General features: G+C 61.7%; 25 protein-coding genes. 12 read left to right on the top strand and 13 right to left on the bottom strand.

Translation table 11 applies throughout. The features are described 5' to 3' along the window. The 3 genes from ACM6IT_RS12320 to ACM6IT_RS12310 all read left to right on the top strand — a co-directional run bounded on the left by ACM6IT_RS12320 (window position 1) and on the right by ACM6IT_RS12310 (window position 4,245). The gene (locus ACM6IT_RS12320) at window positions 1-2,472 is read left to right on the top strand and encodes an FtsX-like permease family protein (RefSeq protein ID WP_414918088.1); all 2,472 of its coding nucleotides are present in this window, start codon (window positions 1-3) and stop codon (window positions 2,470-2,472) included. Next, window positions 2,462-3,535, top strand: coding sequence for a lipocalin-like domain-containing protein (locus ACM6IT_RS12315; protein WP_414918087.1), 1,074 nt, complete (start codon window positions 2,462-2,464; stop codon window positions 3,533-3,535). Before ACM6IT_RS12320 ends, ACM6IT_RS12315 begins: the two co-directional genes overlap by 11 nt. Window positions 3,536-3,666: 131 nt before the next feature. Continuing rightward, on the top strand, window positions 3,667-4,245 hold the full coding sequence (locus tag ACM6IT_RS12310) for a hypothetical protein (RefSeq protein ID WP_056723614.1): 579 nt from the start codon (window positions 3,667-3,669) through the stop codon (window positions 4,243-4,245). Between the two features lie 349 nt (window positions 4,246-4,594). On the opposite strand, the gene ACM6IT_RS12305 is transcribed toward ACM6IT_RS12310, so the two are convergent. The 3 genes from ACM6IT_RS12305 to ACM6IT_RS12295 form a co-directional block, all read right to left on the bottom strand. Next, window positions 4,595-6,001: a VOC family protein gene (locus ACM6IT_RS12305; RefSeq protein ID WP_414918086.1), complete on the bottom strand. Its 1,407-nt coding sequence runs from the start codon at window positions 5,999-6,001 to the stop codon at window positions 4,595-4,597. A gap of 148 nt (window positions 6,002-6,149) precedes the next feature. Further along, entirely contained in the window at window positions 6,150-7,106 is a 957-nt protein-coding gene (locus ACM6IT_RS12300) for an alpha/beta fold hydrolase (protein ID WP_414918085.1), read from the bottom strand. 22 nt (window positions 7,107-7,128) lie between these two features. Next, window positions 7,129-8,583 (bottom strand): flavin-containing monooxygenase, encoded by a 1,455-nt coding sequence (locus ACM6IT_RS12295; protein ID WP_414912980.1) that lies wholly within the window; start codon window positions 8,581-8,583, stop codon window positions 7,129-7,131. A gap of 198 nt (window positions 8,584-8,781) precedes the next feature. On the opposite strand from ACM6IT_RS12295, the gene ACM6IT_RS12290 reads away from it, so the two are divergent. Continuing rightward, window positions 8,782-9,855: a diguanylate cyclase gene (locus ACM6IT_RS12290; protein WP_223541514.1), complete on the top strand. Its 1,074-nt coding sequence runs from the start codon at window positions 8,782-8,784 to the stop codon at window positions 9,853-9,855. A 201-nt stretch (window positions 9,856-10,056) separates the two neighbouring features. Here ACM6IT_RS12290 and ACM6IT_RS12285 read toward each other — a convergent pair whose 3' ends face one another. Then, a complete protein-coding gene (locus ACM6IT_RS12285; RefSeq protein ID WP_008052116.1) occupies window positions 10,057-10,926 on the bottom strand; it encodes an isocitrate lyase/PEP mutase family protein in 870 nt (289 codons plus the stop codon). Between ACM6IT_RS12285 and ACM6IT_RS12280 the strand changes: the two genes are divergently transcribed. Beyond that, on the top strand, window positions 10,927-11,049 hold the full coding sequence (locus ACM6IT_RS12280) for a hypothetical protein (protein WP_414918084.1): 123 nt from the start codon (window positions 10,927-10,929) through the stop codon (window positions 11,047-11,049). 24 nt (window positions 11,050-11,073) lie between these two features. Here the strand turns inward: ACM6IT_RS12280 and astA are convergent, their stop codons facing one another. Both astA and ACM6IT_RS12270 read right to left on the bottom strand, forming a co-directional pair. Further along, window positions 11,074-12,108 carry an arginine N-succinyltransferase gene (gene astA, locus ACM6IT_RS12275; protein WP_414918083.1) on the bottom strand — a complete coding sequence of 345 codons (1,035 nt, stop codon included), beginning with the start codon at window positions 12,106-12,108 and terminating at the stop codon, window positions 11,074-11,076. A gap of 49 nt (window positions 12,109-12,157) precedes the next feature. Next, window positions 12,158-13,174 (bottom strand): arginine N-succinyltransferase, encoded by a 1,017-nt coding sequence (locus ACM6IT_RS12270; RefSeq protein ID WP_414918082.1) that lies wholly within the window; start codon window positions 13,172-13,174, stop codon window positions 12,158-12,160. A 560-nt stretch (window positions 13,175-13,734) separates the two neighbouring features. Between ACM6IT_RS12270 and ACM6IT_RS12265 the strand changes: the two genes are divergently transcribed. Both ACM6IT_RS12265 and cobF read left to right on the top strand, forming a co-directional pair. Beyond that, window positions 13,735-14,307: a histidine phosphatase family protein gene (locus ACM6IT_RS12265; RefSeq protein WP_414912983.1), complete on the top strand. Its 573-nt coding sequence runs from the start codon at window positions 13,735-13,737 to the stop codon at window positions 14,305-14,307. Continuing rightward, the gene (cobF, locus tag ACM6IT_RS12260) at window positions 14,307-15,062 is read left to right on the top strand and encodes a precorrin-6A synthase (deacetylating) (protein WP_414912984.1); all 756 of its coding nucleotides are present in this window, start codon (window positions 14,307-14,309) and stop codon (window positions 15,060-15,062) included. Before ACM6IT_RS12265 ends, cobF begins: the two co-directional genes overlap by 1 nt. Window positions 15,063-15,184: 122 nt before the next feature. Here cobF and ftrA read toward each other — a convergent pair whose 3' ends face one another. Further along, complete coding sequence (ftrA, locus tag ACM6IT_RS12255; protein WP_414918081.1) at window positions 15,185-16,159, bottom strand: transcriptional regulator FtrA; 975 nt, start codon at window positions 16,157-16,159, stop codon at window positions 15,185-15,187. Window positions 16,160-16,260: 101 nt separating this feature from the next. Here ftrA and ACM6IT_RS12250 point away from each other — a divergent pair, with 101 nt between their 5' ends. After that, window positions 16,261-16,695 carry a rhodanese-like domain-containing protein gene (locus ACM6IT_RS12250; RefSeq protein ID WP_056723634.1) on the top strand — a complete coding sequence of 145 codons (435 nt, stop codon included), beginning with the start codon at window positions 16,261-16,263 and terminating at the stop codon, window positions 16,693-16,695. A gap of 19 nt (window positions 16,696-16,714) precedes the next feature. Here the strand turns inward: ACM6IT_RS12250 and ACM6IT_RS12245 are convergent, their stop codons facing one another. Continuing rightward, window positions 16,715-17,353, bottom strand: coding sequence for a type 1 glutamine amidotransferase (locus ACM6IT_RS12245; protein ID WP_414918080.1), 639 nt, complete (start codon window positions 17,351-17,353; stop codon window positions 16,715-16,717). 286 nt (window positions 17,354-17,639) lie between these two features. On the opposite strand from ACM6IT_RS12245, the gene ACM6IT_RS12240 reads away from it, so the two are divergent. The 3 genes from ACM6IT_RS12240 (at window position 17,640) to ACM6IT_RS12230 (ending at window position 20,566) form a co-directional block, all read left to right on the top strand. Beyond that, window positions 17,640-18,419, top strand: coding sequence for an ABC transporter substrate-binding protein (locus ACM6IT_RS12240; protein ID WP_046043258.1), 780 nt, complete (start codon window positions 17,640-17,642; stop codon window positions 18,417-18,419). Window positions 18,420-18,555: 136 nt separating this feature from the next. Then, the gene (locus ACM6IT_RS12235; RefSeq protein ID WP_409079304.1) at window positions 18,556-19,668 is read left to right on the top strand and encodes a succinylglutamate desuccinylase/aspartoacylase family protein; all 1,113 of its coding nucleotides are present in this window, start codon (window positions 18,556-18,558) and stop codon (window positions 19,666-19,668) included. 181 nt (window positions 19,669-19,849) lie between these two features. Next, window positions 19,850-20,566 (top strand): alpha/beta hydrolase, encoded by a 717-nt coding sequence (locus ACM6IT_RS12230; RefSeq protein ID WP_414918079.1) that lies wholly within the window; start codon window positions 19,850-19,852, stop codon window positions 20,564-20,566. Window positions 20,567-20,569: 3 nt separating this feature from the next. Here ACM6IT_RS12230 and ACM6IT_RS12225 read toward each other — a convergent pair whose 3' ends face one another. The 5 genes from ACM6IT_RS12225 to ACM6IT_RS12205 form a co-directional block, all read right to left on the bottom strand. Beyond that, complete coding sequence (locus tag ACM6IT_RS12225; protein WP_056723641.1) at window positions 20,570-21,136, bottom strand: hypothetical protein; 567 nt, start codon at window positions 21,134-21,136, stop codon at window positions 20,570-20,572. Window positions 21,137-21,261: 125 nt separating this feature from the next. Then, window positions 21,262-22,056 (bottom strand): hypothetical protein, encoded by a 795-nt coding sequence (locus ACM6IT_RS12220; RefSeq protein ID WP_056723686.1) that lies wholly within the window; start codon window positions 22,054-22,056, stop codon window positions 21,262-21,264. A gap of 216 nt (window positions 22,057-22,272) precedes the next feature. Further along, complete coding sequence (locus ACM6IT_RS12215) at window positions 22,273-23,454, bottom strand: acetyl-CoA C-acetyltransferase (protein WP_056723643.1); 1,182 nt, start codon at window positions 23,452-23,454, stop codon at window positions 22,273-22,275. 11 nt (window positions 23,455-23,465) lie between these two features. Next, window positions 23,466-24,131 (bottom strand): CoA transferase subunit B, encoded by a 666-nt coding sequence (locus ACM6IT_RS12210; RefSeq protein WP_056723644.1) that lies wholly within the window; start codon window positions 24,129-24,131, stop codon window positions 23,466-23,468. Window positions 24,132-24,167: 36 nt separating this feature from the next. Further along, window positions 24,168-24,866 carry a CoA transferase subunit A gene (locus tag ACM6IT_RS12205; RefSeq protein WP_046816298.1) on the bottom strand — a complete coding sequence of 233 codons (699 nt, stop codon included), beginning with the start codon at window positions 24,864-24,866 and terminating at the stop codon, window positions 24,168-24,170. A gap of 210 nt (window positions 24,867-25,076) precedes the next feature. Here ACM6IT_RS12205 and ACM6IT_RS12200 point away from each other — a divergent pair, with 210 nt between their 5' ends. Continuing rightward, on the top strand, window positions 25,077-25,979 hold the full coding sequence (locus tag ACM6IT_RS12200) for a LysR substrate-binding domain-containing protein (protein WP_414918078.1): 903 nt from the start codon (window positions 25,077-25,079) through the stop codon (window positions 25,977-25,979). Window positions 25,980-26,064: the final 85 nt, after the last annotated feature.

The raw sequence follows: 26,064 nt of genomic DNA, 5'->3' as shown, positions 1-26,064 counted from the left end.
ATGCGCATCTTTGGCGAAACCCTGCGCGCGCTGCTCAGCCACTGGCGGCAGCATCCGGTGCAGTTTTTCAGTGTACTGACCGGTTTATGGCTGGCTACCGGTCTGTTGACCGGCGTCCAGGCACTCAACAGCCAGGCCCGTGACAGCTATGCCCGCGCCAGTAAGTTGATCGGCGGCGAGCCCCAGGCCAGCCTCGGTGCACCCGGCGGCGGCACGTTCCCCCAGCAATGGTTTATCGATCTGCGCCGCGCCGGGTGGCCGGTGTCACCGGTGCTGCAAGGTCGGGTCATGCTCAAGGGGCACGAAGAGCAGCGTTTGCAGTTGATGGGCATCGAGCCGGTGTCGCTGCCGGCGGGTGCGGCGGTGGCCGGACAGGCCCTGGCGATTGAACAGGTGGTCGGCTTTTTCAGTCCGCCGGGCAGTACCTGGATCTCGTCGCAGACCTTGCAGGCACTGGGATTGCGCGAGGGAGACCGGCCACTGAACCTGGCGGGCGTGGCACTGCCGCCGCTGCAGGTGCAGGCCGACATGGCGCCCGGTGTGCTGCTGGTGGACATCGGTTTTGCCCAGCAGATTCTGGGATTGCCAGATCAACTGTCGCGGCTGCTGTTACCAAAGGATTTCACCGCGTCGCTGCCGGAGCCGTTCAAGGGCCAGTTGCAACTCAAGCGCGCCGACGAAGAAAACAACCTGGCGCGCCTGACCGAAAGTTTCCACCTCAACCTCGATGCCCTGGGGGTACTGTCGTTCGTGGTCGGCCTGTTTATCGTGCACGCCGCCATCGGGCTGGCGCTGGAGCAACGGCGAAGCCTGCTGCGGACCCTGCGTGCCTGCGGTGTGAGTGCGCGGATGCTGATCGCTTGTCTCGCCGTCGAATTGGCTGGATTGGCCCTGGTCGGCGGCGTGGCCGGGGTGGTCAGCGGCTACCTGCTGGCCGGCGTGCTGTTGCCCGATGTCGCCGCCAGCCTGCGTGGCTTGTACGGCGCCGAAGTGGCGGGGCAGTTGAGCCTCAGCCTGTCGTGGTGGTTCAGTGGTATCGGCTTGAGTCTGATCGGCGCGTTGCTGGCCGGGGCCAACAGTCTGTTGCGGGCGGCGCGTCTGCCCTTGCTGGCGCTGGCCGACCCGCAGGCCTGGCATCAGGCCCACGCACGCTGGTTGCGCCGCCAGGGTTGGGTGGCGGCTTTGGCCGGGGTGATTGCGCTGCTGGCGTTGATTTTCGGCGACAGCCTGATCAGTGGCTTCGTGTTGATGGCGGCGCTGTTGATTGGTGCCGCGCTGGCCTTGCCGGTGATGCTCAGTTGGCTGCTCAGTCTCGTTTCGCAGCGCAGTCGCTCGGTACTCGGCCAGTGGTTTGTCGCCGATTGCCGCCAGCAACTGCCGGCGTTGAGCCTGGCCTTGATGGCGCTGCTGTTGGCCATGGCGGCGAACATCGGTGCCGGTAGCATGACCGCAGGCTTTCGCCAGACCTTCAGTGACTGGCTCGAACAACGGCTGACGGCCGAGCTTTACCTCAATCCCCAGAACCCGGCCCAGGCCCGGGAGCTGCACAGCTGGCTCAACCAGCAGCCGCAATTGGCGGCGGTGCTGCCCAACTGGCAGGTTTCGATCCAGTTGCAGGGCTGGCCGACGGACCTGTCGGGGATCATTGACCATCCGACCTATCGCCAGCACTGGCCGTTACTCGAGACCTTGGGCGACAATCCTTGGGAGCGGCTGGCCAAGGACGATGCGGTGATGCTCAGCGAACAACTGGCCCGGCGCCTGCACGTGCAACTGGGCGATCACTTGACGCTGCCGACGCCCACCGGCCTGTGGTCGCCACGGATCGTCGGGATCTACGCCGACTACGGCAATCCCAAGGGCCACATACTGGTGAACATCAGCCACCTGCTGCGCGGCTGGCCGCAATTGACACCGAACCGCTTCAACCTGCGCATCGAACCGCCGTCGATCCCGGCGTTCGTCACGGCATTGCAGGCGCGCTTTACCCTGGAGGACAGCCGCATCGTCGATCAGGCGCGGCTCAAGGGCTGGTCCACGCAAGTCTTCGAGCGCACCTTCGCCGCCACCGCCGCCCTCAACAGCCTGACGCTGTGCGTGGCCGGGGTGGCGCTGTTCATCAGCCTGTTGACGCAAAGCCAGAGCCGTCTCGGGCAACTGGCGCCATTGTGGGCGCTGGGCGTGACCCGGCGGCATTTGATGTTGCTCAACCTCGGGCAAACCTGGTTGCTGGCGCTGCTGACCCTGGTGCTGGCGTTGCCGCTGGGCATCGCCCTGGCGTGGTGCCTGGACACGGTGATCAACGTGCAGGCCTTTGGCTGGCGCCTGCCGTTGCGGGTGTTTCCATTGCAACTGTTGCAATTGATGGGGCTGGCGCTGGTGGCGACGCTACTGGCCTCGGCCTGGCCGTTGTACCGTTTGTACCGCACGCAACCGGCGGACCTGCTGCGTACGTTTGCCCATGAAGATTAAGGCCTGCGTGTTACTCCTGGCGCTGCTGGCGAGCGGTTGCGATCAGCCGGCACCGGTTGAAAAGGGCTTTGCCGGGCTGGGTACCCAGGCCGCTGCGTTCACCCCGGTGGTGCCCGGTCGGATGTTCAGCTTCCCGGCGGATCACGGCCCCCACGACGGCTTTCGCATCGAATGGTGGTACGTCACGGCCAACCTGAAGGACGATCAGGGCAATGAATTCGGCGTGCAATGGACCTTGTTCCGCAGCGCCCTGAAAGCCAGCCCCGAGGTGGCGGGTTGGCAGAACCAGACGATCTGGCTCGGCCACGCCGCAGTGACCTCGGCGACGGTGCATCACGCGGCCGAACGTTATGCCCGTGGCGGCATCGGTCAGGCCGGTGTCAGCGTTGCGCCGTTCAATGCATGGATCGACGACTGGCAATTGCGCAGCCAGGCGACTGCCGACGACCCGTTGGCTGACGTGCTACTCAGTGCCCGCGACCGGCGTTTCAGCTACCGGCTGCGGCTGACCCCGACAGGGCCGCTGGTGCTTCAGGGGGACCGTGGCTTCAGCCAGAAATCAGAACAGGGTCAGGCCTCTTACTACTACAGCCAGCCGTTCTTCCGGGCCAGCGGCACCCTGGACATCGACGGCAAGACCTTTCAGGTCAGTGGCCCGGCCTGGCTCGACCGGGAATGGAGCAGCCAGCCCCTGACGGACAACCAGACCGGTTGGGACTGGTTCTCCCTGCACCTGGACAGCGGCGAGCAGGTGATGCTGTATCGCATGCGGCAAAAGGACGGCGAGCCTTACCTCACCGGCACCTGGATCGACGCCCGGGGCCAGGTACAGTTGCTGCATGCCGGCGACATCATCCTCACGCCGCAAGACACCGCCCGGGTTGCCGGGCGCACGATGCCCATTCGCTGGTCGATCAACATCCCCGCCAGACACCTCGATATCGCCATTACCGCGCTCAATCCCCAGGCCTGGATGGACTTGCGCATTCCGTACTGGGAAGGCCCGGTGCGCCTCAGCGGCAGTCATGCAGGGAGTGGCTATCTGGAAATGACCGGGTATTAGTACCCTGCGCCACGAAATTCAGCGGTCTGCCGCGACCACTTGCCGAACAGCGTCTATGCTCAGCGCACACATGGCGTTGAGCCCGTTTTCAACGCCGTCTGTTGCCATCTATCACAGGGAAAGTTCTGCCTATGAAACGCCATGCACTGACCAAAGCCATCACCCTCGCTACCATGTTGTCTGCCGCCAGTTTTGGCGCGGTTGCCGCCGATATCCCATTGTCCGAAGTCGTTGTGGCTGATCAGGTCTCCACCAAAGTCGTTTCGGTTGATGCCGCGAACCATTCCGTGGTTCTGAAGGGCCCGCAGGGCAACGAGTTCCCGGTGCAATTGACCGACAAGGCGAAAAACCTCGATAACCTCAAGGCCGGCGATACAGTCGACATCACGGTCACCAGCGCCGTTGCAGCGTACCTCGACACCGATATCGACAAAGGCCTGCCCGGCACCGCCGAAGCCATCGGCGAAATCCGCGCAGCACCCGGCAGCGCCAATCCGGGCGGCGAAGCTTACCGCCAGGTGAAAGTGCAGCTGAAAATCACCCACATCGACCTGAAGAAAAACCAGGTGACCTTCGAAAACCCGGAAGGCAAGTCCAAGACCGTCGACGTCAAACGACCTGAAGTCCAGGCCAAACTCAAGGACTTGAAAGTCGGGCAAAGCGTCAACGTGGTTTATACGGACGTATTGACGGTGACCAGCCAACACTAATATTGAGTAATGGTTCTATACAGGCTGATTATTTTTGTGCAAGTTTTGTATAGGAATAATCAGCCCGTAATGGCCGAACAGGTGAGTTTGTACTGTCGTGTTGCATAGTATTTAAATCGACATCTTGTTAAACATTGTGTCGATAAATTTCATCTTTGTGGCACGGACATATCAGTCCGTTTCTACTAAAATGCTTTCCGTTCGCCCAGTGTCAGGGCTCTTTACCAGTGCATGGATTGCCGAGGCCATTGCACTGGGCGAACACTTTATTTGTTGTATTGAAGGTTTTGGATATAAAAAAACGGGCGGCCTGCAGGTCGCCCTTTTTTATTGAGTTGTAACAAGTCCTTCAGCCTTGTTTTTTATTGACTTGAACAACATCGGCCAGCGCGGCGAAACACTGTTCGATCGAACGCCGCTGGTTCTCGGCATACAGTTCCAGTTCATCGATCGTTGAACGCCCCAGGGCCTGTTCGAACGCCTGCTGGTTGGCATGGGCGCCGTAACGGGTTTGTGCCGCATCCCCCAGGTTTGACTGAAAAATCCCCGCCGCGCTGACCGGCAGGAAGTCTTCGTACACCAGCGGTTCAACCCGCAGGTATCCATCGCTGAGCAGGTCTTCCAGGGGCGTGCTTTTCAGGTCGCCCGCCGTCATGCCTTTTTCCGTCACGAAGTAGCGGAAGTAAGCCAGGCCCTGTTGGCGCATGCCTTCCCAGGTGTCAGGGAACTCGCTGAAATGCTGTGCCATCAGGGCGTTGTAGCGTGCGGCGTTGGCTTCGTTGGGGAAGTCCTCGAGTTCATCCCGTGCGGCATTGAGCAAGCGGTCGTAGAGTGCGCGGCCTTTGGGCGTGAGGGCGGCACCGCGCTGTTCGATCTCACCGAACCGGGCACTGTGGCTGCCGCGAGCCTCGTTTTGATCGGTGAAGGCAATCGGCTCGTCCAGGGCCTTGAAGCTGGTCTGGCGCAGCAAGATCGGGCACTGGCGGCGAGGCGGGCCTTCGATCACCGCTTTGGGGGTGATGCCATGGGCCGGCATCTGCGCCTGGACGATGTCGATGTCCAGGGTCCGCGGTGTCAGGTGGTTGATGTGCGGGCCCTTGAACGCCACCACGTCGGCGATCAGACGATGCTGGGCGCTGAGCTGTCGATACTGTTCGGCGGTGACGGTGGCGCTGTGGTGCCAGCGAAAGGTTTCCAGTGCCTGTTCGACGAACGCCTGGGCTTCCTGCTCGGTCAGGCCACCCCGGGATTCGGCGCGTTCGATGAGCGTGAGGGCCGTGGGGGTGAAGATCGATCGCTGGTCGAGCATCGACTGGGCGAACGCTCGCAGCTCCTGGTCTTCGATCAATTCCAGGCGCAACAGCGAGGTGAACACCCGGAACGGGCTGACTTGCAGCGATGCTTCATGCACCGCGCGAAACGCCGTGGAATGCACCGGCACGCCGGCCGGTGTCAGGTCGTAGTAACCCACCGGTTGCATGCCCATCACCGCGAACAGGCGGGCGAGGGTCGCCAGTTCGTCGGCGGTGCCGACGCGGATCGCCCCATGACGCTCCAGGTCCAGGCGCTCGATTTCGCCGGTGCTGGTGAGCTGCCGCAGGATTTGCCCATCGCTGTCCAGCACGTGACGGTTGGTCTGTTCCACCAGTTCCATCAAAGCGCCGTACAACGGCACCTCCTCGCGGTACATGTCGGACATCGCTTTGGAGAAGCGTTGGCGGATCAGGTCAGGGCTGACGAAGTTCGGGTGGTTCATGAACAGGATTCCTGGCGCGGTGACGTAAAGGATGGACAAAAGATCGCAGCCTTGCGCGACGCCGACAAACGAAGTTTCTGACGAACTTCATTCTGTAAACGACTGCCAGGGGGCGTTCTCAATTAGTTTCCCCACCTGAGAACGCCCCCTAGTGCAGTCGTTGATCCTGTGGGCTCTCCGAACGCAGCGATGCCAAAAACTCGCGATACAGGCGCGCCGAGCCGTAGGGCGCTTCCACCATGGGCATGTGCCCGATGGCGTCCCAGATATGCACGCGCAGGTCGGCGATGCCCTTGCTCCAGACCGCCACGCTGCTGACATCGATCAGCCGGTCCTTGCGTCCCCACAACAACAGCGCCGGGGCGGTGATGTCGGGCAGGCGCGGTTCCATCGGCGGGCTGGCGCGGAATTCGCGGAAGATTTCTTCCAGCTCCTCGCGGGACTGTTCATAGCGCTGGGCGACGGCATCGAGCACCAGTTTCGGTACCCAGGGCGGCGAAGCCATGGTCATGGCGTAGAAGCGCTTGAATTCTTCCCGCGAATGAATCAGAAACGGGTTGTGGCCCTTGGCCAAATGCCGTTCAAGGTCACTGGGCTCGGGCGAAGTGACCCCGGCCGGGTCGATCAGGGCCACCGACACAATGCGCTCCGGATAGGTGGCCGCGAGCCAGGCCGCCATGTAGCCGCCCATGGAGTTGCCGATGACATGGACCTTCTCCACCCCGCACACGTCCAGCAGCTGGATCATGCGCTTGGCTTGCAGCGGGATGTCGTAGCCGCCGCCCGCCTTGAAGCCGGTTTCACCATGGCCGGCGATGTCCGGGATGATCACCCGATGGCTGCCGACAAAGTGCCGGGCGAAACGCAGCCAGAGGTTCTTGTCGGCGCTGAAGCCATGGAGCATCAGCACACTGCTGGTGGCCTCGTACGGCCCGCCTTGCCAGGTCGAGACGGTCATTTCGGGGATGGGCACGACGATCTTGTGCAGCCGGTACAACTTGGCCTCGGCCGCCATGCTCAAGTCATAGAGCCAGTAGCCGATGGCCGGGTAGGTCAGCCAGCTCCAGGCGACGAACACTACGAGAACGACGAACAACAAAAGCATCACGCGTCTCCCTTCTATCTGCTCAGGACAATATGTGATCGGCGGGTTTCAGCGCTCGGGTCAAGCGATGAAAGCTGAAGCTGAATCCCGGAAACATGGCAATCACATGACCGCTCTTGCTTTGATACCAACTGTGGCACCCACCGGATTTCCACACGGTGCGTTCCATTTCCCGGTGGATCATTTCAGTGTAGGTACGTTCCGCCTCATGGCGAACTTCGATGCTGCGTAAACCTTGAGTCTTCACGGTGCGAATGCAATCGAGGATGTAATTCATCTGGGATTCGATGATGAACAGCGCCGAAGTGTGGCCGATGCCGGTGTTCGGTCCCGTGACGATGAACAGGTTGGGAAAGTCGGGCAGGGCGGTGCCGAGGTAGGCCCGGGGGTACTGAGCCCAGACCTCCTTGAGACGGGTGCCGTCCTTGCCCGTTACCGGGTAGGAAATCACCCCGTCGGTGGCATCGTAGCCGGTGGACCAGACGATCAGGTCCAGGTCGATGTGCTGGCCGTCCAGGGTCACGATGCCGGTTTCGTCGATGGACGCGATGCCTTGCTCGCGCCCGTGTAGCGTCACGTTACTGCGCGCCAGGGTCGGGTACAGCGTGCTGGACAGGATTACCCGTTTGCAGCCGATGGTGTAGTCCGGAGTCAGCTTGCGCCGCAGTTCGGCGTCCGGCACCTGGCGTTTGAGAAAGCGCAGGGCCTGGCGCTGGACCATGTGCACCGCCGGTTTCGAATACTTGAAGGCAATCACCCGGGTTTCGAATTGCCAGTAGATCCCCCAGCGCAGCAGCTTGTAGGCCGGCTTGAACCCCAACAGCCAGCGCTGGAAACGGCCAAAGCGGCGGTCAGCCCGGGGCAGCACCCAGTGAGGCGTGCGCTGGAATACATGCAAGTGCCCGACGTCCGGAGCGATGGCCGGAATGACCTGGGCCGCACTGGCGCCGCTGCCGACGATGGCCACGCGTTTTTGCCGGTAGTCGTAGTGGTGATCCCAGTTGTTAGTGTGGAACGTCTTGCCCTGGAAGCGTTCCTGTCCGTCGAAGCGCGGGACCACCGGTTGACTCAGCGGCCCGGTCGCGTTGATCAGGAACTGCGCGCAAAACGTGCCTTTGTCGGCGGTGTATACCATCCAGCGTCTGTTGGTGTCGTCCCATTCGACGCGCTCGACATTGGCGCCCAGTTCCACCTTGTCGCGCAGGCCGAAGTGTTCCACCACGTGGCGGGTATAGCGGTGCAGTTCGGCCTGTTCGGCGAACATTTGTGTCCAGTGATACGGAGCAAAAGACAGGGAGTACAGTGGCGAGGGCACGTCGACTGCCGCGCCGGGGTAGGTGTTCTGGCACCAGGTGCCGCCGAAGAAATCCCGCCGCTCCAGCAGGCGAAAATCGTCGATGCCGGCCTTGAGCAAATTGATTGCTGCACATTGGCCGCCAAACCCGCTGCCGATGATCAATACTTGAAAGGTCTGCATGGGCCTCCTCTTATGGTCATCGATCAACCCCTTCTTTCATGTATAGCCGTTTCCGGGGTGAGGCTTTTGCTTTTATGTGAGCGTGATGTCGCGATATTCAGCCTGTCAGCCGGTGATGGCTATTTAATCTCGCCCTGATAGACTCCAGCGCACAGGCACAGGCTGTAATCGCATTCCGTCGAGTGGCACAGAGGCCCTATGGCAAAAGCGGGAGGAAAAGGATCTTCATTGGCCAGGAGGCTCTATACATCGCGGACCCTGGGGTTGGCCCTGGGGCTGGTGTGCGTGAGCGCGGCAATGTATCCACTCGATCCGGCGCCCTGGGTCTGGGGTTTCATGTGGTTCAATGGCCTGGTCTGGCCGCATCTGGCTTACCAATGGGCGCGCCGGGCCAGGACGCCCTATCATGCCGAACACCGCAATCTGCTGATCGATGCCTTTCTCGGCGGCTTCTGGATTGCCGCGATGCAATTCAATCCACTGCCCAGCGCGACCACCATTTCCATGATGGCCATGAACAACGTGGCCATCGGCGGCTTGCGCTTCCTGCTGGCCGGGACAGCCGCGCAAATCCTCGGCGTGCTCGTTGGCCTGCGGATTTTCGCCCCGGCGTTCATTCCTGCCACCAGCGCAGTGCAGCTCTATGCCTGTTTGCCGTTGCTGTGCCTGTATCCACTGGCGCTGGGCTGGATCTGCTTCCGCCAGGCCCATACCCTCGGCTGTCAGAAGCGTGAACTGCTGGCACTGAGCCGCACCGATAGCCTGACAGGCCTGCTGAACCATGGCACCTGGAAGGACCAGCTGGAGATCGAGTTCCAGCGTTGCAAACGCCAGCAAAAAGGTGGGGCGATCGCCCTGATCGACATCGACCATTTCAAGGCGATCAACGACACCTACGGCCATGTTGCCGGCGACATCGTCTTGCGTCAGTTGAGCAAAATGCTCAAGCAGAACCTGCGGGCGACTGATGTGGCAGGGCGCTACGGCGGTGACGAGTTCTGCGTGATCCTTCCGGACCTGCCCCTGAACCGCGCCATCGCCGTCATGGATGCCCTGCGTGATCGCTTCGCCACCTTGGGCTACGAGCAGAATCCGGCGCTGAAAGTCAGCCTGAGCATCGGCCTGGCGTCATTCAACCCGGCCCACGCCGACGCGACGCTTTGGCTCAATGACGCCGATCATGCGTTGTATGAAGCCAAGACCACCGGGCGCAATCGAGTGATCTGCTGCGGTAACGGCAAACCCCATCGCGAACTGCTCGACTCGGTGTGACTGTCTAGCGCAAGACATTTGTGCCCGCGATGACGGGGTGTCAGTCGGCAGGGATGCTGGATGTGATGGCCTATTCGCGAGCAAGCCCGCTCCCACAGTTGATTTCTGTTGAACACAAATCTTGTACTCACTCCGAATCCCTGTGGGAGCGGGCTTGCTCCGGGCGGCGATCCGACGAAGGCGGCGTGTCGGTTTAAACGGTCATTCCTTGACGCTCATGAATTCTTCCGCGAAGCGGATGTATTCCTCGGGTTGCGTGTAGGTGTGCGTCAGCTCGGTGGCGCTCAGGTCCGAGGTCTGGGTGAGGATCTGGCGTTGTTCGCGCAGGCTGTCGTAGGTCGCCTTGATCGCGGCGAAGTAGGCGCCATGGCCGTCGATGGTCACGCGCACACCCAATTCGGCCAGGCGCTTGTCATCGCGCAGCAGCGGGTTGCCATAGGTCACCAGCATCAGTGGCACGCTCAGGTGCTCGGCGATCTGCTCCAGATGGTCGAAGTCCTTGATGCCCACCATGCAGATCCCGTCGGCGCCGGCGCTCTGGTATTGCCGGGTGCGGCTGATGATTTCCTGCACCGGCAGAATCCCGGCATGGGTGCGGGCGATGATTGCCATTTCCGAATCGCAGCGGGCTTCGAGCGCTGCGCGGATCTTGCCGACGCCTTCGGCGACCGTGATCAGGTCGGTGGATTTGCGGCCGAACTGCGCGGGCAGCAGGGTGTCTTCGATGGTCAGCGCGGCGACGCCGGCCCGTTCGAGTTCGACGATGGTGCGCATGACGTTGAGCGCGTTGCCGTAGCCGTGGTCGGCGTCGGCGATCACCGGCAACTGGGCGACACGGCCGATGCGGGTGGCCTGTTCAGCGAATTCGCTGAGGGTGATCAGGGCAAAGTCGGGGGCGCCCAGCACTTGCAGCGAGGCGACCGAACCGCCGAGGATCCCGACTTCGAAGCCCAGGTCGGCGGCGATGCGGGCCGACATCGGGTCGAACACCGAGGCCGTGTGGTAGCAGGTGTCGGAGGCGAACAGTTGGCGAAAATTGCGGCGCAAGTCTTGATGGGAAAGCCTGGACATATGAGTTCCACCAATGGAATGGAATGGAAGGGCTTGAGCAAAAATGTCAACGCCGAAGAGATAAAAGGCTATCACGCGCGCCAGGGGAGAATGATGACGAATTTGCTGGATCAGGCCGATTGACGTCGCAGCGATGGAACTGATAAGTCACGCCGCCACGGCCTGTTGCCGCTGGTCAAGCAGTGGTACGGCGCGCACCGAGTCTCCGGGTTGCAACTGCAGGCGCCTGGCGGTCAGGCGATCAACCACCAGGCTATTGCCCACCTGTCGGGCCGGGGCGCAGGTAATGCGACAGTTTTCCAGGCGGCGGTTGTGAATCAGCCAGAGGGGCGCTTTCTCGTCCGGCGAGCCGATGGCCAGTGACAGCGGCCGGCTGTCGCGCACGGTGCGGATCCCGGAAACCGGGGCTTCGATGACCGGCCCGCCGTCGAAGATATCGATGTAGCCCTTGTGGGCAAAACCCTCGGCGCTGAGGATTTTCAGGGCCGGTTCGGTATTGGGGTGGGCCTTGCCGATCACTGCCTGGGCCTGTTCGGTGAGCAGGCAAGTGTACAGCGGCTGGCGCGGCATCAGTTCGGCGATGAAGGATCTGTTGCCCTGCCCGGACAAGTGATCGGCGTGGCTGAAATCCATCTTGAAAAAGTGCCGGCCGAGGCTGTCCCAGAACGGCGAGCCGCCGCGTTCGTCGGCACTGCCGCGTAGTTCGGCGATGATCCGGTTGCCGAACAGCTGGGTAAACTCGGCCACAAATAACAGGCGCCCGAGGGAAAGCAAACGACCGTTGCTGCCCTGACGCTGATCGGGGCGCAGGTACAACGAGCAGATCTCCGATTGCCCGGTCAATTCATTGCTCAGGAACAGGGTCGGGATCTGGCGCTGGATGCCCAGGTCCACCGAAGCGCTGACTGTCAGTCCGACCCGGTAGTTGTACCAGGGCTCGCGCAGGCCAACACCACCCGTCAGGGCGCTGACGCCCATCACTTGTTGCTCGTCGTCCTCAAGCACGAATAGATAATCGGCATCGGCCCGATCGACCTGCCCGGCGAAGGTGCGTTGGGCCCAGCGAATCCGGTTGGCCAGGCGTTCTTCGTCGGCCGGCAGGCTGGTAAGCCCCGGAACGGCCTGACGCACCAGCGTGAACAGGGCGGGCAGGTCGGTGATCTGGACCGGACGAACAATCATGCGGTGGTTCCTTGTGCGCGTGTGCCCGGGCGTTGAATCTGCTGAGTGTTCACAGGGCAACCAGCCTGATGGGGCTGCCTTCGGTCACCTTCAGCGCCTCGCACATGGCGGTGTCCAGGGTCACGGGTTGCCCGGGGATGTAATCAAGATCGGCGACGATGGCCCGATAATCCTTCAGGGAATCGTTGCTCACCAGAAATCTGCCACGAGCATCGATCACCAGGCCAGGCTGGGTTACGCCGCACTGGCTGTGGGTGATGGAGCGAATGCCCGAGGTGCGCGCGAAGAGTGTCGGGCCGCCATCGAACAGATCGATGTAGCTGTTGGTTTCGAAGCCTTCCCGTTCGAGGATATCGAAGGCTTCCTGGCCATCGGGGTGGATGCTGCCGATGCAGTCCTGTGCCGCCTGGGGCAGCATGGGCACGTAGATCGGATACTGCGGCATCAGTTCGGCGAGAAAGCTGCGGTTTTGCAAGCCGCAAAGCCGTTCGGCCTCGACGTAGGGCAAGTCGAAGAAATGCTTGCCCACGGCATCCCAAAATGGCGAGTGGCCTTCATCACTGCTGTAGCCGACGATTTCGGTGATCACCGTTTCGGAAAAACGCCGGGCGTGGGCGGCGATGAACAACAGGCGCGCCCGCGACAGTAGTTCGGAATGCGCACTGCGCACACGCGCGGCATCGATATGGAAGCCCCGCAGCAAGGTGTGGCCACTGAGATCGTGACACAACGACAAGGCCGGTACACCGTGCTCGATGTTCAGTTCTCTCGAGGCACTGGTGAAGTGCCGGTTGCGCAGGTTGTAGAACGGCTCGTCGAACCCCGCCGTGGCGAGGATTTCCGAGCAGCCGGCCAGGTGCCGTGTCGTCAGGTCTTCGAGTACAAAGAAATAGTTTTCCGCGCCGTGCGCCTCGACGTCCTTTTCGAACGAGGCACAGGAGTCGAGGATTTTTTCGCGTAACCGTTCGCTATTGTCTGGCAGGGACGTGACGCCCACGAGGCTTTCACGTGCCAGCCTCTGCAACTGGGGCAGGTCGGCCAACTCGACTGGACGCAAGACCAGCATGGAGACACTCCTGTATCAAACGATTCGGCGATCGAGCCGAACCTGACTATCACTGTCGGTTTTTCCACACATTAAATCGGTGGTCGTCTGAACGTTGTCAGGCGCCACGCTTTTTCTTATCGGATATTTCCTGGGATCGACCGCATTAAACGAGGAACAGGCGGCTCGGCCGCAGGCGATGCCTGGCCAGGTGCTTTGAACGGGGGGGCGACAAAAGGCATCCGGGCTCCTGCTGGATGAACGTGGCAAGTGTTTTAACAGTCCGTTGAAAGGAGTATTTGATCATCGCGTACTGCCTGTCTAGTGAATTTTCATATGCTTTACTCGTGCCCGAAAAAGCGGCGAAATGCCTGTGCCAAAGGGCTACGGCGATGTCGTAAAGTCTTGTAGGCGATTGCCTGCGTTGCGGTCAGCCATGACAGAAAATCCGGCAGGAAATGACTGAAGGAATCCGTTTCAAGCAGGAAAATTAAACACCCCCCGGGCCTGCTGTGTTGCGGCACAATTGCGCGATGGCGGTCACCTTACGCCCGTTCCTTTCCACCCCGGAGTGATTGCTGGTGCAGGCAACCCGTTTAACCCTGATTTGCCACGCGCGAACCGTCGCACAGAAATTGGCGCGTTTTCCTCTGGACGAACCTCTGGAGATGGATTGGCAAGCGCTCAGGCTGTCCCGTTGCAAACAGTTCAAGGGCGCTCCGCGTCTTGTCTGCGGCCCGGAGTTGCGCACCCGGCAAACCGCTGAACTGTTCGGCAGCGCACCGGAGATTGTCGACGCCTTGAGGGACTGCGACTTCGGGCGTTGGGGTGGTGTGCGCATCGGTGAGCTGCAAAAAACCGAAGCCCTGGTGCTCCAGGATTGGCTGGACGATCCGGCTTCGGCGCCCCACGGTGGTGAGTCGCGGGTGCAACTGGAGGAGCGGGTTGGCGCGTGGTTGACAACCTTGCAATCGACGCCGGGGCACATCGCTGCCGTTACCCATCCCTTTGTCATCCGTGCCGCGCTGACGCAGGTGTTGCAGGGGGCAGCGTCCAGCCTGATCGACGTCGAGCCCCTGTCGGCTGTCGAGTTGCGGTTCCATGGTTGCTGGCGGCTGCGTTTGCCGGGCACCGACCCCGAGGACTTGCTGTGATGAAAAAACTCCTGGTCATCGGGATCGGTGCCGGCAACCCCGACTACATCACGATGCAAGCAGTGAAGGCGTTGAATCAGGTCGATGTTTTTTTTCTCATGGATAAGGGCCAGGACAAAGACAAACTCATCGATCTGCGCCGCGAAATCTGCTCACGCTACATCACCGGCCACGATTACCGTTTTGTCGAAGCCCACAGCCCTGAGCGCGAGCGCGGTGAGGTGGACTACAAGACCAGTGTCGACGACTTGAACCTGGCCAAGCAACAAACCTTCGAACGGCTGATCAACGAGGAGCTTTCCGACAGCCAGTGCGGCGGTTTTCTGGTGTGGGGCGACCCCGCGTTGTACGACAGCACGATCCGTATCCTTCAGGCGATCCAGGCCTCTGGCGCCTGTGGGTTCGAGTTCGAGGTGATCCCCGGCATTACCAGCGTCCAGGCGTTGGCGGCCCGACACAAGGTGCCGCTCAACCAGATTGGCCGCTCCGTTGAAATCACCACCGGCCGGCGTCTGGCGGCAGGGCAGGTGAGCGATGCCGACAGCCTGGTGGTGATGCTCGATGCTCAGGATGCTTACCATCAGGTGGTGGATCAGGACACCGAGATTTACTGGGGGGCCTATCTGGGGACGCCGGATGAAATCCTGATCCGCGGCAAGCTCAAGGATGTGGCGGATGAAATCGAACGGGTGCGCAAGGCTGCAAGGCTGGCCAATGGCTGGATCATGGATACCTATCTGTTGCGCAAGCCTTGATCGGTCGGTGACCGGGCTGACGCCTTCGCGAGCAAGCCCGCTCCCACATTTGAAATGCAGTTCCCTGTGGGGGCGGCGGTGCGGCGATCCGACTTGCCCGCGAAGAGTCCCTCGAGAACACCTCAAGAAATAGCACTGCCCCCACGCCCAAACCGCTCCCGATACACCGAAGGCGGTACGCCAACCACCGTTCGAAAGGCCACCCGGAAGCTTTCCACCGAACGATAACCACAACGTTCGGCAATCTGCTCGGTGTTCTGGTCGCAGCTTTCCAGCAGTTCGCGGGCGCGGCCCAGACGTTCGTGCTGTAACCAGGTTTTCGGTGACTGGCCGCTGGTTTCGGTGAAGCGACGCAGGAAGGTGCGTTCGCTCATGGCGGCTTCACTGGCCAGGTCGCGCACCTCCAGCGGCTCGTGCAAACGCTCACGTGCCCACTGCATGACGCGGGAAAGATCGCTACGCGGTGCAGGACTGACCGGCGTTGGAATGAATTGCGCCTGGCCACCGCTGCGTTGCGGCGACATGACCAGGCGCCTGGCCACGGAATTGGCCACCTGGGTGCCGAAATCCCGTGCCACCAGGTGCAGGCAGGCATCGATGCCTGCCGCGCTGCCGGCGGAGGTGATCAATTGGCCGGAATCGACATACAGCACGTCCGGGTCCACGAGGATGCCGGGAAAGCGCTCGGCCAGTTCCGAGGTATAGCGCCAATGCGTGGTCGCGCCGTGCCCGTCGAGCAACCCGGTGGCGGCGAGGACGAAAACACCGGAGCAGATCGACAGCAACCGCGCCCCCCGGGCATGGGCCTGGCGCAGGGCGGCGATCAGTTCCGCCGGCACCGTGGCGCTACGGTCGCGCCAACCGGGAATGATGATGGTGCGGGCATTGGCGAGCAATTCCATGCCGCCATCGGCCAGTACCTGGATGCCGCCCATGGCACGCATCGGGCCTTGATCGACCGCGACGATACAATGCTCGTACCACGGAAAATCGAATTCAGGCCGTGGCAGGCCGAAGATCTCCACGGCAATGCCGAACTCGAAGGTGCAGAGGCCGTCGTAGGCCAGAATCGCGACCGTTCCTGGGGTGGGGTGCATTTGGCGGAAAGTTCCCGGTAGGTGTCTTGTACGCCACTGTAGCCGCAAGCGGCTGGCGGATAAAGTCTTCCCACACCCACCGCTTCTTTGGAGTAGAGCCCATGACCAGCCTGGTCCGCGAAATCCCCGCCGCCCCTTCGGCCATCGCCCTGATGCATTTCAGCAACCGTCTGACCTTCGAAACCGATTGTTCCGACGTCCACGGCAGCCAGCAGGCTGGCGAAGTCGATTTCATTCTGGTGGATGTTCGTGGCCCTCTGGCGTTCGAACGCGGGCATGTACCGGGAGCGATCAACATTCCCGGGCGCTTGCTGAATGCCGAAGGTTTGGCGGGTTATCCGAAAAACAGCCTGTTCGTGGTGTATTGCGCCGGGCCTCACTGCAACGGTGCCAACAAGGCGGCGGTGAAACTGGCGGCCCTGGGTTATCCGGTCAAGGAGATGATCGGCGGCGTGACCGGATGGCTGGATGAGGGGTTTGAGTTGAGTGCCGGGGTGCCGCGGCAAACCAGCCGCGTGGTCGGTTGCGAGTGTTGATGTAACCGAAAAGATCGCATTATTCATTTCCCGCCGCCCACCACTCATCCAGTGTCGCCTGCAACCACGCCAACACATCGGCGTAGGCCGCATCGTCCTGCGGCTCCCGAGGCAACGGCGACTCATCGCCAAAGTGCGCATTGAGCATGGCCACCGACTCGGCGTTCCACTCCGGATGAAACTGCAGCCCCAACCGCGTCGGCCCGGCGCGGTACATCTGCTGTACGCAGTGCGCGCTGCTGGCCAACAGCTGCGCGGCAGGCGGCAGGTCGATGGCGTCTTCGTGCCACTCCAGCACCTTCAGCGTTTGCCCATCGATAAAGCTCACGTTGGTCCATCCGGTTTCGGTCCGGTCCATCCGCCGTACATTCCCGCCCAGGCTCAACCCCAGCAACTGTGCCCCCAGGCAAATGGCAAAGACAGCCGCGTCCTGATCCAGCGAGCCTCTGAGCCATTGCCGTTCGGCTTCCAGCCAGGCCGGGCCGGCATTGGACTCATAAGGCCCGCCCAACAGGATCACCGGATCGGCGCTGACCGGCGGCAATTGGCCGAGGTCGGCGCGAAACACCTTCAGCGTCAACCCTCGGGATTCGGCCCAGATGCCGATGGCGCCCGGACCTTCGGCGGGGTGGTGCTGGATCAGGTTCAACGTGGGCATCAAGCTACTCTCGATGGGACACAAGGGCGCTCAATGTGCCGCAAAACACCGGGCATAGCCAGTCGACCCGTTCTGTCGGATGACGCCTGAAAACCTGGTCATGGCGCACTCACCTCGACGCCTCCCTCCGGCTGCCACTTTTCTGTAAATATTTGTCGCCTCGGCGTAATTTGCCCTCCTGTAGCCGCTCTAGACTGCCGGCCACTTCGGCTCCCGCTCACAAAGCGATGACCGAACGCTGCCAATCGAAGCTGCCAATAAAAGCCTCCGCACACAGGAGTTATAAATGAAGAAGCTAGTGATGTTCGGTGCCCTGGCACTGTCGATGTTGTCCCTGACCGCCGTGGCCGAAGACGCCAAGCCGATCCGCATCGGTATCGAAGCCGGCTACCCGCCATTCTCGATGAAAACCCCTGACGGCAAACTCACCGGTTTCGACGTGGATATCGGCGATGCGCTGTGCGAGCAGATGAAAGTCAAGTGCACCTGGGTCGAGCAAGAGTTCGACGGTTTGATCCCGGCGCTGAAGGTCAAGAAAATCGACGCCATCCTGTCGTCCATGACCATCACTGACGACCGCAAGAAGAACGTCGATTTCACCATCAAGTACTACCACACCCCGGCACGCTTCGTGATGAAGGAAGGCACCGACGTCAAGGACCCGCTGACCGAGCTCAAGGGCAAGAAAGTCGGTGTGCTGCGCGCCAGTACCCACGACCGCTTCGCCACTGAAGTGCTGCAACCGGCGGGCATTGTCCTGGTGCGCTACGGCTCCCAGCAGGAAGCCAACCTGGACATGGTCTCCGGCCGCATTGACGCGCTGCTGGCCGACTCGGTCAACCTGGACGACGGTTTCCTGAAAACCGACGCCGGTAAAGGTTTTGCCTTCGTTGGCCCAGAGTACAACGATCCGAAATACTTCGGTGGCGGCGCCGGCATTGCCGTGCGCAAGGGCGATACCGCCCTGGCCGAGAAATTCAACACAGCGATCACCGAAATCCGCGCCAACGGCAAGTACAAGCAAGTGCAGGACAAGTATTTCAAGTTTGACGTTTACGGCGAGTAATCCAACCGTTTGGAAAAGTGGCAACCGTCAGACGCGGTTGCCATTTTTTTTGTGCTTCTTCTATTGAAACGAGATACCTGTGGGAGCGAGCAAGCCCGCTCCCACAATGGTGACCTTGCTATTCAGGAGTATTTCCATGCAACGCATCGACCACAAACTGCCCTGGAGCCACTTGGGCAGCGAGCGCACCCTCAGCGTGTTCCGTTATGGCGCGGGCACGCGCAAGGTGTACATCCAGGCCAGCCTGCACGCCGACGAATTGCCGGGCATGCGCACCGCCTGGGAGTTGAAGAAACGCCTGACCGAACTGGAACAACTGGGACAATTGAAGGGGGTGATCGAACTGGTGCCGGTGGCCAATCCCATTGGCCTCGACCAGCACTTGCAAGGCAGCCACCTGGGGCGCTTCGAGCTCGGCAGCGGCAAGAACTTCAACCGTTCGTTCGTCGAACTCAGTGCGCCGGTGGCCGAGTTGATCGGTGATCGCCTGGGCTCCGACGCCCAGGCCAACATCGCGCTGATTCGCCAGGCCATGGGCGAGGTCCTCGACGGCTTGCCGGCAGCGCCATCGCAGCTGGAAGCCATGCACCGCCTGTTGCTGCGCCATGCCTGCGACGCCGACATCACCCTCGACCTGCATTGCGATTTCGACGCTGCGATCCACATCTATGCGTTGCCGCAGCACTGGCCGCAGTGGCAATCCCTGGCGGCGCGCTTGAAGGCCGGTGTGGCGTTGTTGTGTGAAGACTCCGGCGGCAGTTCGTTCGATGAGTCCTGCTCTTCGCCATGGTTGCGCCTGGCCAGGGCGTTCCCGGCGGCGGCGATTCCACCGGCCAACCTGGCGACCACCCTGGAACTGGGCAGCATGGGCGACACTCGGGTCGACCAGGCCCAGGCCAATTGCGAGGCCATTCTCGGGTTCCTCGCCGAGCAAGGATTCATCTCCGGCACCTGGCCGGCGGCACCGGCTGAATGCTGTGAGGGCATGCCATTCGAAGGCACCCAATACCTGTTCGCCCCGCATCACGGCGTGGTCAGTTTCCTGCGTGAAGCCGGGGAATGGGTGGAGAAGGGCGATGCGCTGTTCGAGGTGGTCGACCCGTTGAACGACAAGGTCACCACCGTGCAGGCCGGCACCAGCGGTGTGCTGTTCGCCATCGACCGTGGGCGCTACACCCACCCAGGCAGCTGGCAGGCGAAGGTCGCCGGGCGCGAGCCGATTCGGGTGGGCAAGTTGATCAACGACTGATTCAGAAATTTCGCAGGCTGTTCGGGCCTCTTCGCGGGCAAGCCCGCTCCCACAGGGTTTACGCGATTCTTGTGGGAGCGGGCTTGCTCGCGAAGGCGGCATCCGCCACGCCCGAGATGTTCCTGCCTACTGACCAGTGTTAGGCTCTTCCCCGAATCCTGCATTCAGTGAAGGAAGACCCATGTTGAAGATGCTCGCGCTGCTCACGCTCCTGCTATCCACCGCTGTCCACGCTCAAACCCCTCTGCAAACCGATTTGCCGCTCAAGTACCTGGCGCAGGCCAGCGCCGATTCGAACCATCAACCCCTGGTGATTTTCCTCCACGGTTACGGCAGTAACGAGCAGGACCTGTTCGGTATCAAGGATGACTTGCCCGCGTCCTACACCTTCCTGTCGGTGCGGGCGCCGATGGTGATGCAGGAGGGTAGTTACCAGTGGTTTCGCAAGAAGGGTGAAGGGGCCTACAACGGCGAGACCGATGATCTGAAGGCCAGTGGCCAGTTGCTGCTGGACTTCGTCGCACAGGCCACGAAGAAATATCACACCGAACCCGAGAAGGTGTTCCTGGTCGGTTTCAGCCAGGGTGCGATCATGTCCTACGAAACAGGCCTGCGCCATCCCGAGGCGTTCGGTGGGATCGCTGCGTTGAGCGGGCGGATTCTGCCGGTGCTCAAGTCCGAGCTCCAACCGGATGAAAAACGCCAGTCCCTGGCGATTTTCATCGGTCATGGCGAGCAGGACAAACGCCTGCCATTGAGCGACGGCACCGAAGCCAACAGCCTGCTGCAGAGCGTGTCACTCGAACCCGAGTTTCACGCCTACCCCGGTGTCGGTCACAGTATCAGCGCCGACGAGATACAGGACTTGAGCGCCTGGTTGCAGCGCCTCAACCCCTGAGATTCATTTTCCGCTGACGATCTGTTTGATCAGGGTTTCGTGGGCCGCCATGTCGCCTGGGCGGGAAATCACCTGGATCACCGCCATGCGAGTGCCGGATGCGGCCATCAGCGTGGTGGTGAGGGTCATGCCACCGCCCTGCGTGGCAGTGCCGTCGATCTGGCGCAGGCCCAGCCCGGTTGTACGGGTCAGCGCTTTCTCGCTGAGCTTGTTGTAGTCGGGCAGGGATTTGTGTTGCGCCGCTTCGAAATCGGCCGCGGTGCCGTCGAGGAACCCGCCGTCGTTGTCCTTGACGCTGACACCGTTGGGCAGGGTGTTTTCGGCGGCGATCACCACGGTCTTGGTGGTCTCGTTACTGTACAGGGTGCCGCTGGCACCGTCCGGGCTGGCCGGCAGCGGGTTGGCGATGAAACCCTTGGGCAGGTTGAAGGTGAACTTGCTGCCGAGCATCGAGACTTTGTGGGCGGGCGCAGCACTGGACGTGGCCTTGGCGGCCTGCGCATTCAAAGCCCCAAGGCCGGTAGCGGCGGCCAGCAGCAGGACAAGGGCTTTCTTACTCAACAATGACATCGGGATCTCCAGGGATGGGCGCGCAGTGGGGGCGATCATCCCATGGAGGTTGCGATGCATTCCAGTGTGCTCTACTCAGCGGTCGCTGGGGCGGGCATCATCCTGGCCCGATGACCTGATGCAGCTTAGCGTTTGATGACTGCTCCCTCGGTGTCCGTCACCGGGCCAACCGGCCGCGCCAGCAGGCGTTTGGTCACGCCCAGCATGGCCACCGATACCGCGACTCCCAGCACAAAAGCGTTCATTCCCATCGTTGGCAGGGCCAGCGCCAACACCAGGCAGAAGGCGGCGAACGAGTACATGCCGGTGGCGGTGGCGCGCAGCAACGCGGCGGTAAAGGCCGGGCCACGGGTTTGCTGGGAGAACACCGCCATCACGCTGCCTAATACCGGGAACACCGCCAGCAGGCCGCTCCAGCGGTCGCCAACGGTGCTGGCCAACAGCGTGACAACCAGGGTGAGCAATGCACCGGCCATCATGCGCAACAGGAGCTTGTCGGATTTCGGTGCCGGGCCACTGAGCACCGGTTGCACGGTGGGGAACAGGTACGGTGCGGCGAGCAGCGCGGTGGCGGCGGCGCACACCGAGAACACCAGGGAGGCCGGGATCAGCGACAGGACAACCGCCACCAGTGCCCAGACCGAGAGCGAGATCACCAGCGCCAGCGGCCATCCGGCCCGTTGTGCGACCTGGGCGTAGGTCACGCAGAACGCAATCATCGCGAACATGGCTGACAGCGCGGCAGTGGCCGATTGCGCGGCGAACGCCTGGCCTTGTTCGAGGGCGAGGAACAACAGGATCGGCCCGACCACCACCGGCAACCCCGACAACCAACCGGCCACGCTCGGCCCCCAGCGTTTGCCAGCCAGGGAAATCAGTAGCAGGAAGCCTGGGATCAACAGCAACTTGAGGATCAACACGCGCACGTCTCCGACCTGTGTGAGGTGGCAACGGTAGCATTGCATCGGGTGGATTGCTTTATGTGTTCGCGAGTTTTGTATACAAAATTCAAACCCGCTGGAAATGAAAAACCCAGGCAAAAAAGAACCCGGTGCGACTTGCATCGCACCGGGTGTTTTTCCAGACAGATCACGGATCTTCGTGGGTCCTCGCGCCGTCTGTTGAACGCTGTTGGCTTACGCCCTTTCGAGCGCCAGCGCTACGCCCTGACCACCACCGATACACAGGGTGGCGAGGCCTTTTTTGGCGTCACGCTTGAGCATTTCATGCAGCAGGGTCACCAGCACGCGGCAACCCGAGGCACCGATCGGGTGACCCAGGGCAATGGCGCCGCCGTTGACGTTGACCTTGTTCAAGTCCCATTCCAGGTCCTTGGCCACCGCCAGCGATTGCGCGGCGAAGGCTTCGTTGGCTTCAATCAGCTCAAGCTGGTCGATGTTCCAGCCGGCCTTGTCCAGGCAGCGGCGGGTGGCCGACACCGGGCCGATGCCCATGATCGCCGGGTCGACACCCGCGTTGGCGTAGGCGGCGATTTTTGCAAGGACCGGCAGGCCCAGGGCCTTGGCCTTTTCGGCGCTCATCAGGATCACGGCCGCGGCACCGTCGTTCAGCGACGAAGCGTTGCCGGCGGTCACCGAGCCGTCCTTCTTGAAGGCGGCTTTGAGTTTGCCCAGGGATTCGGCGGTGGTGCCGGCCCGTGGCTGTTCGTCGGTGGCGAAGGACAGCGGATCGCCCTTGCGCTGCGGGATCAGGATCGGGGTGATTTCATCGACAAAGCGCCCGGCTTCGATGGCGGCCACGGCTTTCTGCTGCGAGGCGGCGGCGAACGCGTCCTGCTGCTCGCGAGTCAGGCTGTATTTCTCGACCAGGTTCTCGGCGGTGATGCCCATGTGGTAATCGTTGAACGCGTCCCACAGGCCATCGCTGATCATGGTGTCGACGATTTGCCCGTTGCCCATGCGCAGGCCGGTGCGGGCACCGGGCATGACGTAGTTGGCCAGGCTCATGTTTTCCTGGCCACCGGCGATGATCACCTCGGCGTCGCCGCAGCGAATCGCCTGGGCGCCCAGGTGCAATGCTTTAAGACCGGAGCCGCAGACCTTGTTCAGGGTCATGGCCGGTACGGCGAAGGGCAGGCCGGCCTTGATCGCGGCCTGGCGCGCAGGGTTTTGCCCGGCACCGGCGGTCAGCACCTGGCCCATGATCACTTCATCGACCTGCGCAGGATCCAGGCCGGTTTGCGCCAGCAACTGACGGATCACCGCAGCGCCCAGGTCAACCGCGGACACATTGGCCAGGGATCCCTGGAAGCTGCCGATCGCGGTGCGCGTGGCGGCAACAATGACGACTTCTTGCATGGAATGATTCCTCACTGGGCAGCGAACTGCATTTCCGGCACGTGGTCCGGCACGATCAGTTTACCGGCAGTCTTGGCGACGATCTCTTCGACGCTGACACCCGGCGCACGTTCTTTGAGAATGAACGCGCCGTTTTCGATTTCCAGGTAGGCCAGGTCGGTCAGCACACGCTTGATGCACCCGGCGCCGGTCAGCGGCAGGCTGCATTGGTCCAGCAGCTTGGACTCACCATCCTTGGAGGCGTGGGTCATGATGACGATAATGTTGTCGGCGCCGGCCACCAGGTCCATCGCGCCGCCCATGCCCTTGACCAGTTTGCCGGGGATCATCCACGAGGCGATGTTGCCTTGCACGTCCACTTCAAAGGCGCCCAGCACGGTCAGGTCGACATGACCACCGCGGATCATCGCGAAGGACTCGGCGGAGGAGAAAATCGACGCGCCGGTACGGGCGGTCACGGTTTGCTTGCCGGCGTTGATCATGTCGGCATCGATGGTTTCTTCGGTAGGAAACGGACCCATGCCCAGCAGGCCGTTTTCCGACTGCAGCATGACTTCCATGCCTTCGGGGATGTAGTTGGCGACCAGGGTCGGAATGCCGATGCCCAGGTTCACGTAGAAGCCGTCCTGCATTTCGCGGGCGACGCGTTGAGCCATTTGTTCGCGGGAAAGTGCCATTGTCGTTATTCCTTCATTCGGTCCGGGGGCAGGGGATCACTTACGCACGGTGCGCTGTTCGATGCGCTTCTCGAACGTGCCGCAGATGATCCGGTCGACGTAGATGCCAGGGGTGTGGATCTGCGCCGGGTCCAGCTCGCCGGGTTCAACGATTTCTTCGACTTCGACCACAGTGATCTTGCCGGCGGTGGCCGCCAGCGGGTTGAAGTTCTGCGCGGTGTGGCGATAGATCACGTTACCGAAATGGTCGGCTTTCCAGCCTTTGACGATGGCGAAGTCGCCGGTGATGGACTCTTCCATCAGGTACTTGCGGCCATGGAATTCGCGCACTTCCTTGCCTTCGGCGACCGGGGTGCCAACGCCGGTGGCGGTGAAGAAGGCCGGGATGCCGGCACCGCCTGCGCGCATTTTTTCAGCGAGGGTGCCTTGCGGGGTCAGGATGACTTCGATTTCGCCCTTGAGCAGTTGCTCTTCGAACAGCTTGTTTTCGCCGACGTAGGACGCCACCACTTTGCTGATCTGGCGGTCGGTCAGCAGTACGCCGAGGCCGAAACCGTCGACGCCGCAGTTGTTGGAGACCACGGTGAGATCGCGGGTGCCCTTGCGCTTGATCTCGTTGATCAGGTTTTCCGGGATCCCGCACAGGCCGAAGCCGCCGGCGATCACGGTCATGCCGTCTTCAAGACCTGCCAGAGCTTCCTCGTAGGAACTCACACGCTTGTCGAAACCTGCCATATGCACCTCTTTTATTCTTTGTGGGCGGCTGGCTAGCCGAATGGGATGGAGTGTCTCGCTGGAGTATTCATTTGTTAAGTTGATTTTTAAGGTTAATTAATAGATAAAACTCAACAATCTGTAGGGGCTGCCGAAAGTTGCGATCTTTTGGATCAAGATCAAAAGATCGCAGCCTTCGGCAGCTCCTACAATAGCCGGGAGAAATCGAGTATGACCGTCAAGCAGATCCGCGCCTTTCTGGCCGTGGCCCAGAGCCTGAGCTTTGCCGTGGCCTGCGAGCGCCTGCACCTGTCGCAATCGGCCTTGAGCCTGACCATCAAGGCGCTGGAGGAGGGCCTGGGCGGGCGCTTGTTCACCCGCACCACGCGCAATGTGGCGCTCACCGCCGAAGGCGAATCCCTGGTGCCGCTGGCGCGCCGGTTGATCGCCGACTGGGACAATGCCGAGGATGAGTTGCGCCAGCGCTTTACCTTGCAGCGCGGTCGCGTGACCCTGGCGGCGATGCCATCGTTCGCCGGCAACCTGCTGCCGCCGATCCTCAAGACCTTCCGCGCCCGTTATCCGAATGTCAACGTGACGGTCAATGACGTGATCAACGAGCAAGTGCTGGAAATGGTCCGGGACCGCCAGGTGGAACTGGGGGTGGCGTTCGAGCCGACCCAGAGTTCGTCGCTGCAGTTCACGCCGTTGTACATCGACCGCTTCGTCGCGGTGGTGCCCCTGGATTCGGCGCTGGCCGAACTCGATGACATCGACTGGCAGACCCTGCTCAAGGAACCGTTCATTACCTTGCAGCGTCCGTCGACGGTGCGGGTGATGCTCGAAGAACACTTGCAGGCCCGCGGCATGAAGCTGCCGGTGGAGTTTGAAAGCCATCAACTGGCGACGGTCGGGCGCATGGTCGCCAGTGGCCTGGGCGTGAGCGCGGTGCCGGCCTTGTGTGCCGGACAGATGCGTGAGTTGGGGGCGCGTTGCATCACCTTGCACGACCCGGTGGTGGAGCGCGCGCTGGGGGTGCTGACGTTGCCGGGCGGCGAGTTGTCGGCGGCGGCGCAGGCGTTGTTTGATGTGCTCAAAGAGGAAAACCTTGGGCAACGTTTCTCCACGAACTGATCACATTACCTGTGGGAGCGGGCTTGCTCGCGAAAGCGGTGGGTCAGGCAAAAAAGATGTTGGATGTGCCGCCCTCTTCGCGAGC

Origin of the sequence: Pseudomonas sp. IT-P4 (genome assembly GCF_949767755.1) — a bacterium.
Lineage (GTDB): Bacteria > Pseudomonadota > Gammaproteobacteria > Pseudomonadales > Pseudomonadaceae > Aquipseudomonas > Aquipseudomonas monachiensis.
Note: the sequence above shows the minus strand (reverse complement) of the source record. Positions and strands in the feature narration are given on the sequence as shown.

Excerpts from the sequence above, each read along its gene's own strand:
- ACM6IT_RS12200 (WP_414918078.1), top strand. The coding sequence starts at position 25,077 with ATGACCGTCAAGCAGATCCGCGCCTTTCTGGCCGTGGCCCAGAGCCTG.
- ACM6IT_RS12205 (WP_046816298.1), bottom strand. The coding sequence starts at position 24,866 with ATGGCAGGTTTCGACAAGCGTGTGAGTTCCTACGAGGAAGCTCTGGCA.
- ACM6IT_RS12280 (WP_414918084.1), top strand. The coding sequence starts at position 10,927 with ATGAGTTCCACCAATGGAATGGAATGGAAGGGCTTGAGCAAAAATGTC.
- ACM6IT_RS12305 (WP_414918086.1), bottom strand. The coding sequence starts at position 6,001 with ATGAACCACCCGAACTTCGTCAGCCCTGACCTGATCCGCCAACGCTTC.
- ACM6IT_RS12290 (WP_223541514.1), top strand. The coding sequence starts at position 8,782 with ATGGCAAAAGCGGGAGGAAAAGGATCTTCATTGGCCAGGAGGCTCTAT.
- cobF (WP_414912984.1), top strand. The coding sequence starts at position 14,307 with ATGAAAAAACTCCTGGTCATCGGGATCGGTGCCGGCAACCCCGACTAC.
- ACM6IT_RS12310 (WP_056723614.1), top strand. The coding sequence starts at position 3,667 with ATGAAACGCCATGCACTGACCAAAGCCATCACCCTCGCTACCATGTTG.
- ACM6IT_RS12285 (WP_008052116.1), bottom strand. The coding sequence starts at position 10,926 with ATGTCCAGGCTTTCCCATCAAGACTTGCGCCGCAATTTTCGCCAACTG.
- ACM6IT_RS12240 (WP_046043258.1), top strand. The coding sequence starts at position 17,640 with ATGAAGAAGCTAGTGATGTTCGGTGCCCTGGCACTGTCGATGTTGTCC.
- astA (WP_414918083.1), bottom strand. The coding sequence starts at position 12,108 with ATGATTGTTCGTCCGGTCCAGATCACCGACCTGCCCGCCCTGTTCACG.
- ACM6IT_RS12235 (WP_409079304.1), top strand. The coding sequence starts at position 18,556 with ATGCAACGCATCGACCACAAACTGCCCTGGAGCCACTTGGGCAGCGAG.
- ACM6IT_RS12320 (WP_414918088.1), top strand. The coding sequence starts at position 1 with ATGCGCATCTTTGGCGAAACCCTGCGCGCGCTGCTCAGCCACTGGCGG.
- ACM6IT_RS12230 (WP_414918079.1), top strand. The coding sequence starts at position 19,850 with ATGTTGAAGATGCTCGCGCTGCTCACGCTCCTGCTATCCACCGCTGTC.
- ACM6IT_RS12300 (WP_414918085.1), bottom strand. The coding sequence starts at position 7,106 with ATGCTTTTGTTGTTCGTCGTTCTCGTAGTGTTCGTCGCCTGGAGCTGG.
- ACM6IT_RS12270 (WP_414918082.1), bottom strand. The coding sequence starts at position 13,174 with ATGCTGGTCTTGCGTCCAGTCGAGTTGGCCGACCTGCCCCAGTTGCAG.
- ACM6IT_RS12250 (WP_056723634.1), top strand. The coding sequence starts at position 16,261 with ATGACCAGCCTGGTCCGCGAAATCCCCGCCGCCCCTTCGGCCATCGCC.
- ACM6IT_RS12295 (WP_414912980.1), bottom strand. The coding sequence starts at position 8,583 with ATGCAGACCTTTCAAGTATTGATCATCGGCAGCGGGTTTGGCGGCCAA.
- ftrA (WP_414918081.1), bottom strand. The coding sequence starts at position 16,159 with ATGCACCCCACCCCAGGAACGGTCGCGATTCTGGCCTACGACGGCCTC.
- ACM6IT_RS12245 (WP_414918080.1), bottom strand. The coding sequence starts at position 17,353 with ATGCCCACGTTGAACCTGATCCAGCACCACCCCGCCGAAGGTCCGGGC.
- ACM6IT_RS12210 (WP_056723644.1), bottom strand. The coding sequence starts at position 24,131 with ATGGCACTTTCCCGCGAACAAATGGCTCAACGCGTCGCCCGCGAAATG.
- ACM6IT_RS12215 (WP_056723643.1), bottom strand. The coding sequence starts at position 23,454 with ATGCAAGAAGTCGTCATTGTTGCCGCCACGCGCACCGCGATCGGCAGC.
- ACM6IT_RS12225 (WP_056723641.1), bottom strand. The coding sequence starts at position 21,136 with ATGTCATTGTTGAGTAAGAAAGCCCTTGTCCTGCTGCTGGCCGCCGCT.
- ACM6IT_RS12315 (WP_414918087.1), top strand. The coding sequence starts at position 2,462 with ATGAAGATTAAGGCCTGCGTGTTACTCCTGGCGCTGCTGGCGAGCGGT.